15 protein-coding genes and 1 pseudogene are annotated in these 18085 nt (G+C 53.3%); 5 read left to right on the top strand and 11 right to left on the bottom strand.

Going from position 1 to position 18085, the window contains the following annotated elements; translation table 11 throughout:
• Nucleotides 1-6 precede the first annotated feature (6 nt).
• The 9 genes from BLR97_RS04010 to BLR97_RS03970 all read right to left on the bottom strand — a co-directional run bounded on the left by BLR97_RS04010 (nucleotide 7) and on the right by BLR97_RS03970 (nucleotide 9459).
• Nucleotides 7-1476 carry a mannitol dehydrogenase family protein gene (locus BLR97_RS04010; RefSeq protein ID WP_089702749.1) on the bottom strand — a complete coding sequence of 490 codons (1470 nt, stop codon included), beginning with the start codon at nucleotides 1474-1476 and terminating at the stop codon, nucleotides 7-9.
• Nucleotides 1477-1478: 2 nt separating this feature from the next.
• A complete protein-coding gene (locus tag BLR97_RS04005) occupies nucleotides 1479-2762 on the bottom strand; it encodes a TRAP transporter large permease (protein ID WP_089702747.1) in 1284 nt (427 codons plus the stop codon).
• A 2-nt stretch (nucleotides 2763-2764) separates the two neighbouring features.
• Complete coding sequence (locus tag BLR97_RS04000; protein ID WP_089702745.1) at nucleotides 2765-3343, bottom strand: TRAP transporter small permease; 579 nt, start codon at nucleotides 3341-3343, stop codon at nucleotides 2765-2767.
• A gap of 102 nt (nucleotides 3344-3445) precedes the next feature.
• Nucleotides 3446-4414 carry a TRAP transporter substrate-binding protein gene (locus BLR97_RS03995; RefSeq protein WP_089702743.1) on the bottom strand — a complete coding sequence of 323 codons (969 nt, stop codon included), beginning with the start codon at nucleotides 4412-4414 and terminating at the stop codon, nucleotides 3446-3448.
• Between the two features lie 63 nt (nucleotides 4415-4477).
• Nucleotides 4478-5500, bottom strand: a complete 1023-nt coding sequence (locus BLR97_RS03990) for a Zn-dependent oxidoreductase (protein ID WP_089702742.1) — start codon at nucleotides 5498-5500, stop codon at nucleotides 4478-4480.
• A gap of 14 nt (nucleotides 5501-5514) precedes the next feature.
• Nucleotides 5515-6726 (bottom strand): D-mannonate dehydratase ManD, encoded by a 1212-nt coding sequence (manD, locus tag BLR97_RS03985; protein WP_089702739.1) that lies wholly within the window; start codon nucleotides 6724-6726, stop codon nucleotides 5515-5517.
• Nucleotides 6723-7478: a GntR family transcriptional regulator gene (locus BLR97_RS03980; protein WP_089702738.1), complete on the bottom strand. Its 756-nt coding sequence runs from the start codon at nucleotides 7476-7478 to the stop codon at nucleotides 6723-6725. Before BLR97_RS03980 ends, manD begins: the two co-directional genes overlap by 4 nt.
• Before the next feature lie 170 nt (nucleotides 7479-7648).
• On the bottom strand, nucleotides 7649-8653 hold the full coding sequence (locus BLR97_RS03975) for a methyltransferase (protein ID WP_089702736.1): 1005 nt from the start codon (nucleotides 8651-8653) through the stop codon (nucleotides 7649-7651).
• Nucleotides 8650-9459, bottom strand: a complete 810-nt coding sequence (locus tag BLR97_RS03970; RefSeq protein WP_089702733.1) for a methyltransferase domain-containing protein — start codon at nucleotides 9457-9459, stop codon at nucleotides 8650-8652. The genes BLR97_RS03975 and BLR97_RS03970 overlap by 4 nt, the downstream gene beginning before the upstream one ends.
• 302 nt (nucleotides 9460-9761) lie before the next feature.
• Here BLR97_RS03970 and BLR97_RS03965 point away from each other — a divergent pair, with 302 nt between their 5' ends.
• A complete protein-coding gene (locus tag BLR97_RS03965; RefSeq protein ID WP_089702731.1) occupies nucleotides 9762-12527 on the top strand; it encodes a cation-transporting P-type ATPase in 2766 nt (921 codons plus the stop codon).
• A 7-nt stretch (nucleotides 12528-12534) separates the two neighbouring features.
• Here the strand turns inward: BLR97_RS03965 and BLR97_RS03960 are convergent, their stop codons facing one another.
• Nucleotides 12535-13401: an MBL fold metallo-hydrolase gene (locus tag BLR97_RS03960; protein ID WP_089702729.1), complete on the bottom strand. Its 867-nt coding sequence runs from the start codon at nucleotides 13399-13401 to the stop codon at nucleotides 12535-12537.
• Nucleotides 13402-14089: 688 nt separating this feature from the next.
• Between BLR97_RS03960 and BLR97_RS20140 the strand changes: the two are divergent.
• Nucleotides 14090-14305, top strand: a pseudogene (locus BLR97_RS20140) (cyclic nucleotide-binding domain-containing protein); the annotation flags it as partial.
• A 66-nt stretch (nucleotides 14306-14371) separates the two neighbouring features.
• Entirely contained in the window at nucleotides 14372-14659 is a 288-nt protein-coding gene (locus BLR97_RS19905; RefSeq protein ID WP_244511200.1) for a helix-turn-helix domain-containing protein, read from the top strand.
• 116 nt (nucleotides 14660-14775) lie between these two features.
• Here the strand turns inward: BLR97_RS19905 and BLR97_RS03950 are convergent, their stop codons facing one another.
• On the bottom strand, nucleotides 14776-15279 hold the full coding sequence (locus tag BLR97_RS03950; protein WP_089702726.1) for a hypothetical protein: 504 nt from the start codon (nucleotides 15277-15279) through the stop codon (nucleotides 14776-14778).
• A gap of 539 nt (nucleotides 15280-15818) precedes the next feature.
• Between BLR97_RS03950 and BLR97_RS03945 the strand changes: the two genes are divergently transcribed.
• Together BLR97_RS03945 and BLR97_RS03940 are read left to right on the top strand one after the other, a co-directional pair.
• On the top strand, nucleotides 15819-16181 hold the full coding sequence (locus BLR97_RS03945; RefSeq protein ID WP_089702724.1) for a hypothetical protein: 363 nt from the start codon (nucleotides 15819-15821) through the stop codon (nucleotides 16179-16181).
• 112 nt (nucleotides 16182-16293) lie between these two features.
• Nucleotides 16294-18021 carry a PHA/PHB synthase family protein gene (locus BLR97_RS03940; RefSeq protein WP_089702722.1) on the top strand — a complete coding sequence of 576 codons (1728 nt, stop codon included), beginning with the start codon at nucleotides 16294-16296 and terminating at the stop codon, nucleotides 18019-18021.
• Nucleotides 18022-18085: the final 64 nt, after the last annotated feature.

Genomic DNA, 18085 nt, shown 5'->3' with positions numbered 1-18085 from the left:
CTTTTGTTATCTGCTTTCAAGTGCTGAGAGCGCCCCATCCAAGCCATCTTGGGTCAACGTCTGATACGCGGTCAGCACGGACTGGGCAAACGACTTATCTGCGGCCAGTTCCTTGGGTACCACATCATCCATGGCTAAAAAGGCCGCTACCAATCCAGCGCTATCTGCCCCATGCGCGTGATGTAACGCCTTGAAACGCTTGGCTAGCGGGTCATCCACGGGGTATTGATTGCCTTGCAGGTCTTCGCCGGCGGTATAACGAATCCAGGCGGCCATGCCCAGCGCCACGCACGGCGATGACTGCCCGGCGTTAATGCGCTTCAACGCGCCGGAGAGCCAGCGCTGGGGAAGTTTCTGGCTACCATCCATGGCAATTTGTTGCAGGCGATGGCGCAGGCTGTCGTTAGCAAAACGGTTCAATAGCGAGTCAGCATAGGCTTCCAAGTCGATCCCTTCGGGCATCTCAAGCGTCGGCGCCGCCTCTTCGAGCATATAGCGACGCAACAGCGCCCGGAGTTCGGCGTAATTAATACCGTCAACAACCGTCTCGATACCTGCCACTGCACCCAGATAGGCAAGCAGCGAATGACTGCCGTTCAGCATGCGTAGCTTCATGGTTTCAAACGGCGCCACATCGGCGACCATCTCGACGCCCTCGGCTTCCCAGTCCGGCCGCCCTAGTGGAAAGTCGTCTTCTACCACCCACTGAGTGAATGCTTCGCACACCACGGCGTTTGGATCGGCAACTCCCAGTGCCGCTAAACGCTCAAAGTCAGCGTCCGTCATCGCGGGCACAATGCGATCCACCATGCTGCAGGGAAACGCCACTTCATTGGCGATCCAGCGAGCCAGTGCGGGGTCACGCTGCTCGGCCAGTTGCACTACCGCTTGGCGTGTACGCTTGCCGTTATCGGGCATGTTGTCGCAAGAAAGCACGGTGAAGGGGGCGATGCCTGCTTCGCGCCGCCGAGATAGCGTTTCTACCAATAGCCCTGGCGCGGTGCGTGGCTGCTGTGGCGATGCCATATCGCTGGCGATCATCGGGTCGTCGTCTCTTAACTCTCCGCTGGCGGGGTTTAGAAAGTACCCTTTCTCAGTGACGGTCAACGTCACGATTCGCGTATCGGCGGATGCCAACCGCGCCAGTAAAGCATCACGGTCGCGGCCCCAGTTACCCGCACGATCCTGACCAGTGAATAGCGTCTCCTCGATCACACCTATTTCACGCAGCGTGAGGGTGTCGCTGTCAGCGTACTCGGCTACCTGATAGCGGTAGTCAGCATCGCGCAGGCTATCTACCAAGCCAATGCTAGATCGGAGGTTGGCGCTGCATACGCCCCACTGAAGGTCGCCAGTGCGCTGACGGTAACGCTCTAAATACACCGCTTGATGGGCACGATGAAAGGCGCCCAGGCCCAGATGAACGACTCCGATCTGGCCGCTTTTGGATGAGGCTTCAATACGCTGTAAAGCCATCGTTAATTACTCCCCATCAATAAGTTGGGTAGCCAAAGTGAAATAGCTGGAACGTAAGTTACCAATAACAGCACCGCTAAGTTACATAGTAAAAATGGCACGATGGCTCTTGCGACCGTCAACATCGGCAGTTTACCAATCCCCGCCACTACGAAGAGGCACACCCCAACCGGTGGCGTGGTAAGGCCAATCATCAAGTTCAATACCGCGATGACCGCAAAATGAACCGGATCGACACCGACGCCAGTGGCTACCCCCACCAATGCCGGGAAAAGAATGATCAGCGCGGCGATGGTTTCCATAAACGCGCCAACGAATAGCAAGATGAGATTAAGTATGAGTAAAACTATCAGTGGGTTATCACTGATGGAGAGGATAAGCGCGGCAATCATCTGAGGGATCTGTTCACTGGTGAGTATCCAGCCGAACAAATTCGCCAGACCTACCATCAGCAGCAGTGCCGAAGAGGTCAATACAGTGTCAGATAAAATTGCCGGAAGCTTTTTCCACGACAACCCTTTATAGACATACATACCAACCACTAAGGCATAAAGGCTGGCAACGATGGATGCCTCCGTGGGTGTAAAAAAACCACCAATGATGCCGTAGAGAATAATCACGGTCATCAAGAGCGCCCAGAAAGCTGTTTTCGCTTCACGCAGCAGTTGAAGGAAAGATACCCGCTTTTCTTTTGGGTAGCCGCGACGAACGGCCAGGATATACACCGTAATCATCATGGCGAGCCCCAGCAACAAGCCGGGAATAGCCCCTGCCAGGAACATGCGGCCTACCGAAATACCGCTGAGTGAACCGGCAATAATCATCGGCACACTGGGCGGTATAATCGGCCCAACGGTTGACGATGCGGCGGTCACTGCAGCAGCAAACGGTTTGTCATAACCTGAGCGCGCCATACCTGGAATCATGACCGAACCGATGCTGGCTGAGTCGGCAACCGCCGTGCCGGAGATACCGCCAAAAATCATCGACCCCGCCACGTTGGCCAAGCCAAGCCCACCACGAATATGGCCCAACAACGCATTGGAGAAACGCACGATATGTTCGGTGATATTGCCCACGTTCATTAGATTGCCTGCCAGCACAAAGCCTGGAATACAGAGCAGCACAAACGTATCGATACCCGCATACATACGCTGCGGTACAATGGTTAGTGAAATGCCTTCAAGCAGAAGATAAGAGAGCGAGGCTAACCCCAGCGAAAACGCGATGGGCATCCCAACCAAGAGCAGAATCAAGAAAACGCTAAAGAGGATAATAACTTCCATGCTTACGACTCCTGAAGGGAGGCAGAGGAGCGACACATTGCGATAATTCCCTCAAGGCATCCCAGTAAGCTGTACACCAGGAGTAGCCCAAAGGTGACAACCGTTGAGAAAAAGATATACAGCATGGGAACATGAAGCGTTGGCGAGGTCTGCCATGTGCCGTTTTGCGCATATTGCCAAGCGTAAGGCAGCACCAAAAAGGCAAACAGGCCAATCAACAAGCAAATCAGCACTTGGAAAGCCGCTTGCATACGCGGCCCCAATAGGTGATGAAAAAGCTCAACACTGATATTGCGGTTCTGTCGCAATACCACGCCGACCGATAGCGCCACCATATAAACAAACAGGTAGCGGGAAAGTTCTTCGGTCCACGCAATGGAAAACGGTAAAAATAACCGCGAACAAATTTGTAGGAGTACCGTGGCAGCAATAGCGACAAGTGCCACAACGGCCAAGGTCAAAAAGCAAGTATCAACCCAACCAATCACGCGCCCAATGGGGCCTTGTAGCTTAGGCACCGCCGACAGTGAATCCAGACTCTCTAACGCTTCCTGTTCAAGCGCTTTTTGATCCGAGTGCATAAACGTATCCTCATGGATAGGCTGCTTTTGCAATGAGGAAATGGACTGGCGCAATGCCAGCCCACCTCAATTAGCAATTCACTAGTGTCCTTACCTGCAACCTTACAAGTCTTGGATAGTGTCGAAGAGTTCGCGCTGTTCTTCAGTTAAGGCCTCTAGCACGGCGGGACGCGCCTTCTCAGCAAAGGCCTCAACATCGGCGTCTACAAATTCCATGCCACGCTCCTGTAGCGCTTGCTCAAGGCGTGCCTGATCCTCAGTAAACAGTTCAGCTTCATACGCTTGCATGGTCTGGGCCGCATCGCGAACCACTTGCTGGAGCTCTTCAGGCATACTTTCCAACTGATTACGCCCAATCACCACATAGATCCAACTGCGCACATGCCCGGTCATGTTGACGTAGTCCTGCACTTCATTGAAGCTGGCGCTCTCAATCAGACTAAGCGGGTTTTCCTGGCCCTCCAGGGTGTTTTGCTGAAGCGCGGTGAACACTTCGCTAAAGGCCATTGGCGTGGGGCGTGCGCCCAGAGCTTGCCATGTATCGACGAACAGCGGCACGTTAGGCACACGCAGGCGCAGGCCATCCAGCTCATCAGGCGTGCGGATAGGACGATTAGAAGTCAGTTGACGTGGGCCACGCTCAAACCACGCCAGGGGAACCAAGTCGGTGCGCTCGGTGATTTGCGCTTCAATCTCAGCGCCGACCTCACCGTTTACCGCGGCATGCAAATGTTCGGAGTCGCGGAAAGCATAAGGTACCGCCATCATCGCGGCTTTCGGCGCCCAATTCTGCAAGCTTTCTCCGGTGATCGTCATATCCGCCGTACCCAACTGGATACTGTTGATCACGTCCATTTCATTGCCGAGTTGCTCGTTAGGATAGAGTTGCACCTCAATCTGTCCGTCGGAATTCGCTTCCACTTCCTCTTTAAACTTTTCGGCGGCCTGGTGCCAAATATTCTGCTCATTCGCTAAATGGCCAAACTGCAACGTATAGTCCGCCGCCATGAGTGAATGACTGCTTAAAATGGCAGCCCCAAGAACCGCACTGGATAGTAGTTGTTTAATCATTTTTCTCTCCTGCACACTGGTGTTGTAGGTTGTTAATGACGCGCGAGTTGGCGTGGTTAGCCTTTAAGCACTGATTTGAATCAGCACTTTTCGGGCCTCTTCTGGTCGGTGATCAAGCATGTCGATAGCACTTGGCATGTCATTGAGTGGCAGCCGATGGCTCACCAACGCCAATGGATCCAACTGGCCACTTGCCATTAGCTCAAGCACCTCCGGAAATTTGCGATTATTAAGCCGTGACCCCACCAGGGTCAGCTCCTTCTTAATGACTTCTAGCTGCACGAGTTCACTTGGCTGAACGCTAAAGCCCAGTAAACCAATCCGTCCGGCTGGGGACGCCAAGCGCAGCATTTGAGGTAAAAGCGCTGGCACGCAGGCCGCATCCGCAATCAGTGGCACGCCTTCACCTTGGGTCAAGGCAAGCACTTCTTGTTCGATATCCTGCTCGCGGCTATTGAACACGTGTGTCGCTCCGAGCTGGTTTGCTGCTTCCAATCGCTCGTTAATCACATCCGTCACGATGACGTCTTCGATGCCCTTGGCCAGGGCCATCTGCAGGATCGTCAGGCCAATCACCCCGGCGCCCAGAACCATTAGCCGGTCACCAGGATGCGGCTGCATACGATCCAGCACGTTAGCCGCAATGGTGTAAGGCTCTACCAAGGCAGCAGCGTCTAACCCGATATGATCAGGCAGGTGGTGAACGTTAGCGGCAGGAACGGCGACAGACTCCTCAAAACCACCGTTGCGATGCACGCCGATGACTTCAAGCGAACTGCACACGTTAGGGCGGCCAATCCGACAGGGGTAGCACTCACCACAGCTGATAACGGGGTCGATGCACACGCGATCCCCAACGGCGACGTTTTGCACGCCATCACCTACCGCCTCCACTACCCCGGCAAACTCATGGCCGGTGATGCGAGGAAAACGTACAAAGGCGTTATCGCCATGGATAATATGCATGTCTGAGCCACAGATGCCGGCAAAGGCTACGCGGACAAGCACTTCTTCAGCAGCAGCGGTTGGCACATCAATATCGGCTACCTGGTAGTCGTGAGGCGCTTTAACCTGGAATGCTTTCATTGACGTAAATCTCCTTACCAATGCCATAGAGTGCCGTCTTCCAACCGATTCACCGGCAGGCTGGCACGCTTATAGGGATATTGTTTGGCTAGCTTTTCGTCGATATCAACGCCGTGCCCTGGCTTTTCGCCGACGATGAAGTGACCATCTTCAAAGCGATAATCGTGGGGGAAGACTTCGTCAGTTGCGCTGGAATGCGGCATGTATTCCTGAATACCAAAATTGGGTACCCAGGTATCAAAATGAATCGCCGCACCCAGGCAAACCGGTGATAGATCCGTTGGCCCATGGAAGCCGGTACGCACGTGATAAAGCCCGGCTAAATCGGCGATTCGGCGCACGTGGGTAATCCCCCCGGCATGCGTCAGGGTGGCGCGAATATAGTCGATCCATTGGTTTTCAATCAGCGCTTTGGCATCAAACAGGCTGTTAAAGACTTCGCCCACGGCCAAAGGTGTGGTGGTGTGTTGGCGAATAAGGCCAAACGCTTCCTGGTTTTCAGCCGGTACGCAGTCCTCAAGCCAGAATAGATGGTAGGGCTCAACCTCTTTGCCCAAACGGGCAGCTTCAATAGGCGTCAGACGGTGGTGAACATCGTGTAGAACATGCAAATCATCGCCAAATCGTTCCCTTACCGCGGCAAACAGTTTAGGTACGTGGTTTAAGTATTTGCTGGTGCTCCAAACATGCTCATCAGGCAAATCAGAATCGGCTGGCTCGTAGGGCTCGCCATCTTTTTTGGCGACACCGTAGATACTGGCAATACCTGGCACCCCTGCTTGCACACGTACTGCTTTATAACCTTCATCGACATGGCGGGCGACTTCTTCCAGGCAGGCTTCAATATCGCGTCCCGTTGCATGACCATACACCATCACCCGATCACGACTCTTACCACCTAACAATTGGTACAACGGCATGCCCGCAAGCTTTGCTTTAATATCCCAAAGCGCCATGTCTACGGCAGCAATCGCGCTCATGGTGACGGGGCCACGCCGCCAGTAAGCGCCGCGGTAAAGGTAGTGCCAGATATCTTCGATACGCTGAGGGTCGCGCCCGATTAGTGTCGGAATTACGTGCTCCTCCAGATACGCCACCACAGCCATTTCACGACCATTGAGCGTTGCATCGCCAATGCCGTACTCACCCTGGTCGGTCACAATCTTCAGCGTCACGAAATTGCGCCCCGGCGAGGTCACAATGGTGTAAGCCCGCTCGATCTTCATTGTATCGCTCCCTCCATCAGTGGTTGGTTTTCTTGTGATTCGAAGCGTTGATTTTCTTCAAACATTGCGGGGAAACGACGAACCAGGTCGGGCATAGAAACCAGAATCTCACGCAAGTGGATACACATTGCCTCTTCAGCTTGCTGGACGTTACGCGCCTCAATGGCATCGACGATGCTGGTATGTTGATCAATCAGCCGTGATAGTGGGGTGCTCTCAGGCACACTGAGATAGCGAACTCGGTCGAGCTGCGCCCGAACTTCTTCAATGACTTTCCAGGCAGCCTGCTGTTTTACTCCAAGCGAAAGTGTTCGATGAAAGGCTTCGTCAAGGCGGTAAAACCGATCATTATCATTAGGCTCTATACAGCGACGCTGGCGTGCTAACAAATCATGTAGCTCTGTCAGTATTGCTGGTTCAACCCCCTTTTCAGCCGCCAGCTTTACGACCGCTACCTCGACCGCTTCGCGCACAAAGCGCGCTTCCAGTACCGCCCGCTGAGATATTTTCACCACATAAGTACCACGCTGGGGCTTCACCTCCACCAGCCCAGCCTCAGAAAGTCTTATGAAAGCCTCCCGCACCGGCTGGCGGCTAACCGAAAACGTCTCAGCAATCTCCTTTTCCGATAACGCCTGACCCGGTGCCAGCACCATCTGAATAATCGACTGCCTCAGCACCTGAAATAGCCGCTGGCGAACCGAGTCTCCATCGTGGGTTTCCTGCCATAGCGTTTCTAGTGTCGTGTGCATAACTGCTGATCCTAAGAGAGGAGCCTGTGACACATGGCCAACAATGCTGATATGACTAGTATGGTAGTTAGGTTAGAATAAAAAAAAGATCGTATCTTCTAGTCTTTAGTCGTAACAAAAATATGATTAGCTAGCTAAGAACTTATATCCTTATAAAAGACAACTCACCATCAACGCGCTGGTTTATTCGCGCCGTAAACCTTAAAGCGGCGGTTATCCGCCAGGGTTTGAACGTCCTGAAAAGCGCGTTGTAAGTGGTCGGGATAGGGCAAAAAGCCATTGGCTACGATCACCAGACGCCCCGCTGCGCTTAGATGCTCAGGTGCCTCGTTGATCAAGCGCTGGCTGGGGCCGTAGCTGATATCGCGCTCTTTATGGAAGGGTGGATTGCTGATAATCCAGTCAAACTGCTCGCTTTCAAGGGCACTGAACACATCACTGCTGACAACACGGCCCGCTAGCCCATTGGCGGCTAATGTGCGTTTGCAAGCTTCGACGGCAAAAGCGCTGACGTCCACCGCGGTAACATGGTGACCACGCTGGGCTAACCAGGCGCTGATAATGCCGTCGCCACAGCCCATATCCAGCACCTTAAGCGGCTTTTTGGGTAGGCTGTCGTCAATGCTTTCCAACAGTAACAACGTGCCTTCATCGACTTTACCGTGACCAAAAACGCCGGGATGACTGGCCAGCGTTAAGCCTAATGCCTCGAATGTCTGCCAAGCACTATCGCTTGCCGAATCTAGCGCTACCGTCTGTGTGGCAAAGAGCGAACAGCGCCGGGCGTTATCGCGTTTATCGCAAGGCATGCCCAACTCTTCCAGCATTTTGGGAACTCTTTTGATGCCCCCTTGGTGCTCACCCACAACCTCTAACGGCGTCCCGCTGGGCAACTGCTCACATAACCACTTCAGCCACCAAATACCCAACTGATGAGCTTTCGGCCAAAACAGTACAATCTTTTTCCCCTGTAAGTCGCCATCAGCCAGTTCAAAAGGCGTTCGGGATTGCTTGCCTTTCGCCTGCCATTCACGCAGTGCGTCACAATCACCACTTACCACTCCCGCCGATTGATCAATCAGCCAGCTATCGATTGGCGGGCCAACCACCCACAACCCTGTAACGTTATCTTTTTGGCGCTCTAACAGCTGGCACGCTGGGGTTTGGGCACTCATTCAGAGGTCTCCGGTTTGGTGAGGGTATACAGCAGATATCGGCCCAGTCGCCAGTGCGGATCTTGGCGACAGTACTGTTTCTCGAGCGTCAGCAGTGTTTCACGCTCAGCCTCGTTGGCCGGCGGATGGAACAGGTAATCCTGAAAGACACGAATGCCCGCCACCGCCTCAATTGTTAGGTGATTGTCCGCGCTCCACTGCACCACTTGACGGTGGGTTACCGGCGAAATAGGTGTTAATCGCTGCCGCCTGCCCTGCCCTTCTAACCGGTCGCTCAGGACTTTTTCCAAGTTACCCTTCATGGCATTGGAAAAACGCAACGCATCACGATTAAACACCATCAAGCTCAATTGCCCACCGGGGGCGAGCAGCGCGGCTAATGACGCCATTGCCGCCCGCGGGTCGCCCAGCCATTCCAGCACTGCGTGGCAGGTAATCAGCGACCAAGGGCCGGTAAGCTCACAGTTAAGTCGCTGAAGCGGGGCCTGAACATAGGTAATGGATTCTGGCGGCAACTCGGTAGACTCCGCGTGCCATGCTTGGGCGTAATTGAGCATATCGGCTGACGGCTCTGTCAAAGTGACGTCATGCCCGCGCTGAGCAAACCACGCGGCTTGCTGGCCCAACCCGCCGCCAACGTCCAATACTGGCTGCTGTGATAAATCCAGCATTTGCGGGAGCAGATAGTCGAGCATCGCCAAACGCAATTCGCCCCGCGGCGCTTGATATAGCGAGCGCGAGAATTTATCGGCCAGGCCATCAAAATAACGATCACCCACCTCAGTTAGTTCTTCAATTCGTTGCATTACTAGGGGCCAATTGCCGTCAATGAGCGATAGTTTACCTTGCTTGGATCGACCTTTGTGCCAAAACGAACACCATGAATTAAATTAGATTTCCAGCTAACCTCAGTTCATGAAGATCTCAACATGGAAAATCTGGATTCGTTTAATGACAGCATCTTAAAGCCGCCGTGGAACGATACCCCAGCCTAAAAGCCATTATAAGCTCAATAAGTTATTGCGACATTATGCTCTGCATCAATGCCTTGCTTGATGCTGCTGTTTAAAATCTGGCCATCCCACGCCCAGGTTACGCCGGAGAAAAAATGACCACCCCCAACCGCATCAAGAACATCGCTTGGCATGCCCTGGCGGTGGATGAGGCACTGACAAGTCTCGACAGCACCACAGAGGGGCTCGATGCCCGTGAAGCCGAGCACCGCCTGGCCACTCACGGCCTCAACCAGCTCAAGCAGGCTCAGGCACGCCCGTGGTGGCAACGCCTCCTGGTGCAGTTCAATAACATCCTGATGTTAGTGCTGATCATGGCGTCCATCGCCAGCCTGGGGTTAGGTCATACCCTCGACGCCGTGGTGATCTTCGGTGTAGTACTGATTATCGCCCTGATCGGTTTCATCCAGGAGGGCAAAGCTGAGAAAGCACTGGAAAGCATCCGCCAGATGCTGTCGCCCCAGGCCGAGGTGCTTCGCGACCGCAAGCGCCAGACAATTCCCGCCGAGGAACTGGTACCGGGCGACATCGTGCTGGTGGAAAGCGGCGACCGGGTGCCAGCAGACCTACGCCTACTAGAGGCGCGACGTTTTCGCAGCGATGAGGCCTCACTGACCGGAGAGTCAACCCCGGTCGATAAGCAAACCGGAGCGGTCGCTGAAGATGCCGACCTGGGCGACCGCTCCAGCATGGCGTATGCCAGTACTATTGTGGTTCAGGGCAATGCGCGCGGGTTAGTGGTAGAGACCGCGGCGCGCACCGAGATCGGGCGTATCTCCGAAATGCTGCGCGGTGTCGAGCAGCTCAAGACACCGCTGCTACGCCAGATCGATCGCGCTGGCCAAATACTAGCTTTCTTCATTCTCGCGGCCGCGGTGCTCACAGGTGCCTTCGGCGTGCTAGTGCACGGCCAGCCACTGGTCGACATGTTCATGGCCGCTGTGGGTCTGGCAGTGGCCGCTATTCCCGAGGGCATGCCTGCCATCGTCACTATTGGGCTGGCCCTTGGCGTACAGGCCATGGCACGCCGCAATGCCATCATCCGTCACCTACCTGCGGTAGAAACGCTGGGCTCCATTTCTACGATCTTCTCCGACAAGACCGGCACCCTAACCCGCAACGAGATGACCGCCGAGACAATCTGGCTACCCGAAGGGGCGATACACATCGAAGGCACCGGCTTTGCCCCTACAGGTAGTTTCTATTGGCTAAAGGACGGCGAGCCGGAGACCACTGCGCTTGACCTGGACGAGGTTCACGCCCTTCGTCACTTCCTCAAAACCGGCGTGCTTTGCAATGACGCTGAGCTTGCCAAGGAGGAAGGCCGCTGGCAGATCCAGGGCGACCCGACCGAAGGGGCTCTGGTGGTCGCCGCTGCCAAGGCAGGGCTAGACGCACGCACACTTCGAAGCAACCACTCGCGACATGATGCTATTCCCTTCGAGTCCGAGCGCAAGTACATGGCCACTCTTCATGAAGAGGACGGCGAACGTATGCTGATGGTCAAGGGCGCTCCAGATCGTCTACTGGAGATGTGCCAGCGAGTGCGCGTTCATGGGCAGGATAGCGAACTGGATAGAGAGCTCTGGGAAGAGCGTATTCAGGAACTCTCATCCCGCGGCCTGCGGGTGCTAGCACTAGCCGAAAAGCCGATCCACGATATTCACGAGCTAGAAGACGAGCACGCCGAAGAGGGACTGACGCTACTAGGCCTAGTGGGGTTGCTCGATCCGCCTCGAGAGGAGGCCATCGAGTCGGTGAAGGAATGCCTCGCCGCGGGCATCCGCCCGGTGATGATCACCGGCGACCATGCAGTAACGGCACTGGCCATCGCCAAACAACTGGGCTTTGCCCACACTGAGCGCGCCATCAGCGGACGCGAGATCGAGGCGATGTCGGATGCCGAGCTTGAAGCCATCATTCTCGAAGTGGACGTCTTCGCGCGCGCCGCCCCAGAGCACAAACTACGCCTGGTGAAGGCGATGCAAGCGCGAGGCGGCATCTGCGCCATGACGGGCGACGGGGTCAACGACGGCCCGGCACTCAAACGCGCCGACGTCGGCGTGGCAATGGGCATCCAGGGCACCGAGGCTGCCAAGGAAGCCGCTGAGATGGTGCTGGCCGACGACAACTTCGCCACCATCGTCGGGGCCATCCGCGAGGGTCGCAAAGTTTACGATAATATCCGTAAGACCATTACCTTCCTGCTGCCGACCAACGGCGGCCAGGGCTTGGCAATCATGCTCGCCGTGCTGGCCGGCACTACCCTACCGGTGACGCCACTGCAGGCGCTTTGGGTCAACATGGTCGTGGCAGTGACACTGGGCCTGGCACTGGCCTTCGAGGGAGCCGAAAAAGACATTATGATCCGTCCGCCACGGGATCCCGACGCCTCGCTGCTTGACCTCTTCCTGCTCTGGCGGGTGGTTTTTGTCTCCCTGCTACTACTGCTGGGCGTATTTGGCATGTTCGGCTGGATACTTCACCACGGGGGCAGTGAGATGCTCGCCCGTACCGGTGCGGTCAATATGCTGGTGATGGGTAGCGCCGCCTACCTGATCAACAGTCGCTTCCTGCTACGCAGTACCCTCACCAGGGCGGGACTCTTCGGCAGCCGCCCAGTTTGGGTCTCCATCGGCACCATCGTGCTGCTGCAACTAGGCTGGACGTACCTGCCCTTTATGCAGGTGATCTTCGCCAGCGAAGGACTCACCCTCGGTCACTGGGGCGTTATCCTAATCAGTAGCTTAGCGATTTACCTAGTCGTGGAGTTGGAAAAACGTGTGCTACGTGCGCGTGGGGTGAGCGGCTACCCATCGGCAAAGCAAGGCCAAGACCAGCCCGGACTGGAGCACTCATAAACGACACTCAGAACTTGTTGATAGGTACTTTAAGATAGACTTGACCGTTATCCTCGGCTGGCGGCATGTGGCCGGCGCGCATATTAACCTGCACCGACGGCAGGATCAGCTTGGGCATGTTCAGCGTGGCGTCGCGCTCGGTGCGCAACGTCACGAATTCGTCCTCACTGACGCCCTCATGGACATGCACGTTGTTCTCACGCTGCTTAGCCACGCTGGTCTCGTGCTGGTAAGTATCGCGATCGGGTGCCTTGTAGTCATGGCAAAGGAACAAACGCGTCTCGCTTGGCAAGGCCAACACCTTTTGGATCGAGCGGTATAGGGTGCGCGCATCGCCGCCTGGGAAATCGCAGCGTGCGGTACCGTAGTCCGGCATGAACAGGGTGTCTCCCACGAAGGCGGCATCGCCGATGACGTAGGTTAGGCAGGCCGGCGTGTGCCCCGGCGTGTGCAGCACCCGCCCTTCCATACCGCCGATACTGAAGGTATTGCCCTCCTCGAAGAGCCGGTCAAACTGGCTACCATCACGAGCAAACTCGGTGCCGGCATTAAAGGCCTTGCCGAAGATCTCTTGCACCTCGATGATCTTGGCGCCGATACCCGTCTTGCCACCCAGCGTATCTTGCAGGTAGGGCGCCGCAGATAAATGGTCAGCATGCACATGGGTTTCAAGTATCCATTCCACGCTAAGCCCCTCGGCCTTGATGAAGGCAATGATCTCATCGGCAGAACGCACGTCCGTTCGCCCTGCGGCGTAGTCGAAGTCCAGAACCGAATCGAGGATCGCGCAGGCTTTGCTGTTGGGATCCTGCACTACATAGCTGAAGGTATTGGTTGGCTCATCGAAGAAGTGGGTCACAATGGGGCTGGACATGGAAATTACCTCCTTAGGGGATCTTTAGCCTTTGCCTGCATGATTTCATGGGTCTTAGCGGCCATAACACAGAGCACCATTCTGGAAAACGGTGGTATTAAGGTTTTTCATAATTTATACATCTAACATCATAACCTTATACCCATACAACGAGCATAGTTGTCTTGCCGCCTAAGGACACGAGTAAAGCAGTCCCAGTTTGATCCATATCAATCTATTTTTTTAGTCGTTGTGCAGAGACGAAAAACTTGAGGCTGCCTATGCCGGACAGGCGACCAATGGCAAGCCTTCACAGGCTGAAACAGATGGTAGCGCTTAACGGTGGCCTGCGAATTTAACAGTAGCCTGTCAAAGGTGGCGACTGTTTCATTGCGTTATCAATGATGCGGTATAGACTTATCTAAATAGCTTAAAAAATGTTAAGTAAAACAACACCGTCTGCTACCAAAACAATGACCATTTTTTTAAATAATTAGCCAATATTCAGATTGTTATAGGCATTGAAACTAGCCCCCAAGAGTTGCAGTTTTATTTTTGCAATACTTGGGCTATGGAGGAAAGCGGATATGGCTATGTCACTCACGACCGAAAATCAACAAACTCGACAAGGTAAGAAACTTCCTTTTTCGTCATTTTCGTACACCGAGGCATTGAGACGCCTTTCTAATCCCATGTTTACCTTGCGAAAAAAACTACGTTGATCAACCAAGGCGACCCTTTTGAAGGATTATATATTGTCCACTGCGGTATGTTAAAACAGAGTTACCAGCGTAGGTATGATGAACTAATTACCCATTTCTTCCTACCCGGCGATGTAATTGGGCTGGATGCCATCGGGTATAGATGCTATGCCGGCACCGTCGCCACTGTCGAGACATCCGGCTTGCGGCTAATACCATTCCGATGTATTGAAGACCTATCCAGTCCTGAAGCGAGGCTTAAAGAATTGATCTGCTGTTTGAGCGAAGCCATGCACGATGAGCACACACGATTATGGCAGATTTTAAACCAACCATCTGACGTTAAAGTGGCTGGCTTTTTTATTACTATGTCATATAAATTTCGTAATCAAGGTTGTTCTCCTCATTCTTTCCGGCTACCGATGTCAAGACAAGAAATCGCTAATTACTTATGTATGGCGTCCGAGACTGCCTGCCGAATCATCAAGCGCTTCCAGAAACAAGGTTTATTATCAGCCAGAGGGCACGAATACTGCATTCTTGATCCTGAAGGTTTAACAAGTATTGCCGAACAATGAAATGAAGACAGTGCTTGATAATGCAGATAACTTTTTGGATTTATAGGGGAAAATTCCTGCTATGGACTTCCCCCTAGCTTAGCGTTCTTATTAGTATTGATTAATTTTTTAATTTCTCATATGGCCAAGCAGGCTTCAGAAAAGCCTGTTTTCCACTGCTGTCGGCACTCTTGAAGTACGCGATACTCATTTTGTTTCTGAGTCAAAATGCTGAAAAATGGTTGATGCAGCTCTGGGGTGGCATTCGTTTCCAGAAGCCAGCCAAAAAACGTGTATGTCTCTTTCGCGGCTTCCGCCGCTAGATCTAGAAGCTGCCGCCCCATGGGTTCATCGACAACAAAAAAATGCTGTTTGTATTTACTGAAGAACGGATGAGGTTCCCGTGACGGATGCTCACTAACGCAGGCACCTAGCTCTATCCGTTTAGCGGCATCTTCCAAGCTGCAAAGGCGGTGCACACACTCCAAGGCTATCGCACTCATCAACCTGCTCACTGGTGGATCAATTGGGAGAAACCTAAGTGCCAGCCATCGGTAACGACCCAACTCAAGCGCTTCATGCGAATAAGCTAAATCAAGTTGCTCTTGTGGCAAAAGGGTAAGTTCTTTTAGTTTTTCCATGGCATGCTTACCTCGCTATCAATAAGAGGATATTAACTAGATGTTCAGTTACTATCCTAGAGCGAAATAGAGCTTTTCTTCCATGACCTCCATCAACTTTTACGCCAAAAACAAAATGAAAAACAACCTCAAAATAAGCTAAAAATATTTAGTTAAAATCCTTAGCTTTTAAGCATCACCTCTCTTCAAAAAAAGCTTTCTAAAAAACAAAAGACTCAATTAATAAAAACTTGATCTGCAGCAGATTTATATCAACGGTAATTGAAAACTACATTAAAAAAATAACTTCCATCAAACAATAAATTAGCTAACTAACAACAACCCTTAAAAACTTTTAAGCATTACAAAATGCAGCAAGACAGAACCAAATAATTGATACAAGCCCGTATTAAAGAGCCCATGCTTGCGTATTACTCAGGCCCATACAGAAGTCTTTTATCGTCACAAAATTGATGCCGATCAAATCACAGGCTTTTAAAAATCCGCAGTCAAATAGAGGACGGCTATACTGATTTACCTTCAACAGGAGGAGCCAAAAAATGACAACCCTACAGCTTCCCAAGTCCAAGTCGCCTCCGCCAGTAGCCGACGATAGCTTGCTCGATATCTGGTATCAGCCTTGGGTGGAAACCACTAACTCAGCGGTCAAGCTTCAACGCATTTGGCTAGAAACAGTCAACGACGCCTTGCGTCACGAGCTTGATTTCATTTCGACGGTGGCGCCCTTCTACATCAAGCTTACGCACTGCATGACCGGCCTCGAGGGGCCGCAAACCCCAACAACAATGGCATCTTGCTATCATAGAATTGCAGGCGACATGTCAGAGGCCACCTATAACCGTATGCGCAGGGTATCTGAACTCAGTGACGATTTTCGAGAACGCATTTGGTTCGAACTCTGAGGCCCTGAGTCGAATAACGCAATCCTTATCAACCGCGAGATAAGCGGAGCGTGATACGGGACACAGAAAAGTTATAGGATCTTTAATCTTTAAGCTTTGAGGGTTAGCGCCCATGCTGCTCGACGAAACTCAACGCGACAGCCTGGACAGGCTTGTGCGTTCCTCGCTGGCTAAGCTGACGCTGGGAATCTCTCCCGCATCGGTCATGCTGATTTACTTCGATTGGCTGTCCAGCCTGGCTCTCTCACCCGGTTCCCAGGCCCACCTAATGCAGAAAGCCGTAAAGAAGCAACTGCGTTTGGTGCAATGGACAAGCCATTCGGCCTTCAACCCCGAGGCTGCTCCCTGTATAACGCCTTTGCCTCAAGACCACCGTTTTCGAGACCCTGCTTGGCGCTACTTCCCTTACAATGTGCTTTACCAAAGTTTTCTCCTGCAACAGCAGTGGTGGTATAACGCCACCACTGGCCTGCGGGGGCTGTCGCCTCACCATGAACAGGCGCTAGAGTTTGGAGCCCGTCAGTGGCTCGATGTGTTTTCTCCCTCTAACTATGTGCTGACCAACCCCGTCGTGCTTGAGAAGACCTTGACCACCGGCGGGGCCAACTTGCTCCGGGGCATGGAGAACTGGTGGGAAGATGCTCAGAATCAATGGCTAGGCAAAAAACCGGCCTGGATCGAAGACTATGTATTGGGACGTGACGTTGCGGTCACGCCAGGCAAGGTCGTGTATCGAAACCACTTGATCGAGTTAATCCAATACGCGCCAACCACTAAAGACATCCACGCTGAGCCGTTACTAATCGTACCGGCGTGGATTATGAAGTATTACATCCTCGACCTGTCGCCAAATAATTCGCTGGTCAAATACCTGGTTGACAAGGGACATACCGTCTTCATGATCTCCTGGCGCAACCCGACGGAAGAGGATCGCGACCTTGGGATGGACGATTACCGTCGCCAAGGCATCCTGGACAGTCTCGATGTCATCAATCACCTCATCCCCAACCAGAAGGTCCATACCATCGGCTATTGCCTGGGGGGTACGCTATTGGCCATAACCGCCTCGGCCATGGCTCGCGATGGAGACGACCGGCTGGCGTCATTAACTCTTTTCGCCGCTCAGACCGATTTCCGCGAGGCTGGTGAACTGATGCTGTTCATTGACGAAAAGCAACTCGCTTTTCTAGAAGACCTTATGTGGTCCCAAGGGGTTCTGGATACCAAGCAAATGGCAGGGGCGTTCCAGATCCTACGCTCCAATGACCTGGTGTGGTCGCGAATCGTTAACGAATACTTGCTGGCTACACGACAACCCATGAATGATCTAATGGCCTGGAACGCGGACGCGACCCGCATGCCTTACCGCATGCATTCCGAATACCTACGCCAGCTCTTTTTGAACAATGATTTTGCCGAAGGCCGTTTGCGAGTGGGTGATCGTCCAGTGACTTTAAGCGATATACAGGTGCCGATCTTCTGTGTTGGCACCGAATGGGATCATGTCGCCCCCTGGCGCTCCACCTACAAGCTGCACCTACTTTCCGATGCGCCAGAAGTCACCTTCCTGCTCACCAACGGCGGCCACAACGCGGGCATCGTCAGCCCACCCGAGCATCCCCGTCGACATTACCGCATGGCAACTACGCGCGAAGGCGACCCTTACATCGATCCAGAAACCTGGTTAGAAAAAACGCCCACTCAGGCTGGCTCTTGGTGGCCCGCCTGGCAGGAATGGTTAGCGGAGCGCTCAAGGCATCAAGCCCCTGCGCCAACCATTGGCTCAACCGATTACCCACCGCTTGAGGACGCGCCGGGAAGCTATGTAAAACAAGTGTGAGCTATTGAGCTGCATCAAAAACAATGCGCCTTACATGCCACTTAATAACACTATTCTTTGATTC

Origin of the sequence: Vreelandella arcis, from assembly GCF_900103865.1 — a bacterium.
In the GTDB taxonomy this organism is placed as follows: domain Bacteria; phylum Pseudomonadota; class Gammaproteobacteria; order Pseudomonadales; family Halomonadaceae; genus Vreelandella; species Vreelandella arcis.
This window is presented reverse-complemented; position numbering and strand designations above follow the sequence as displayed.

Bases quoted from the DNA above. Each gene is read 5' to 3' on its own strand.
- BLR97_RS03960 (WP_089702729.1), bottom strand. From the start codon at position 13,401: ATGTCCAGCCCCATTGTGACCCACTTCTTCGATGAGCCAACCAATACC.
- BLR97_RS04010 (WP_089702749.1), bottom strand. From the start codon at position 1,476: ATGGCTTTACAGCGTATTGAAGCCTCATCCAAAAGCGGCCAGATCGGA.
- BLR97_RS03945 (WP_089702724.1), top strand. From the start codon at position 15,819: ATGACAACCCTACAGCTTCCCAAGTCCAAGTCGCCTCCGCCAGTAGCC.
- BLR97_RS03940 (WP_089702722.1), top strand. From the start codon at position 16,294: ATGCTGCTCGACGAAACTCAACGCGACAGCCTGGACAGGCTTGTGCGT.
- BLR97_RS03980 (WP_089702738.1), bottom strand. From the start codon at position 7,478: ATGCACACGACACTAGAAACGCTATGGCAGGAAACCCACGATGGAGAC.
- BLR97_RS03950 (WP_089702726.1), bottom strand. From the start codon at position 15,279: ATGGAAAAACTAAAAGAACTTACCCTTTTGCCACAAGAGCAACTTGAT.
- BLR97_RS03990 (WP_089702742.1), bottom strand. From the start codon at position 5,500: ATGAAAGCATTCCAGGTTAAAGCGCCTCACGACTACCAGGTAGCCGAT.
- BLR97_RS03975 (WP_089702736.1), bottom strand. From the start codon at position 8,653: ATGAGTGCCCAAACCCCAGCGTGCCAGCTGTTAGAGCGCCAAAAAGAT.
- BLR97_RS03970 (WP_089702733.1), bottom strand. From the start codon at position 9,459: ATGCAACGAATTGAAGAACTAACTGAGGTGGGTGATCGTTATTTTGAT.
- manD (WP_089702739.1), bottom strand. From the start codon at position 6,726: ATGAAGATCGAGCGGGCTTACACCATTGTGACCTCGCCGGGGCGCAAT.
- BLR97_RS03965 (WP_089702731.1), top strand. From the start codon at position 9,762: ATGACCACCCCCAACCGCATCAAGAACATCGCTTGGCATGCCCTGGCG.
- BLR97_RS04000 (WP_089702745.1), bottom strand. From the start codon at position 3,343: ATGCACTCGGATCAAAAAGCGCTTGAACAGGAAGCGTTAGAGAGTCTG.
- BLR97_RS19905 (WP_244511200.1), top strand. From the start codon at position 14,372: ATGCACGATGAGCACACACGATTATGGCAGATTTTAAACCAACCATCT.
- BLR97_RS04005 (WP_089702747.1), bottom strand. From the start codon at position 2,762: ATGGAAGTTATTATCCTCTTTAGCGTTTTCTTGATTCTGCTCTTGGTT.
- BLR97_RS03995 (WP_089702743.1), bottom strand. From the start codon at position 4,414: ATGATTAAACAACTACTATCCAGTGCGGTTCTTGGGGCTGCCATTTTA.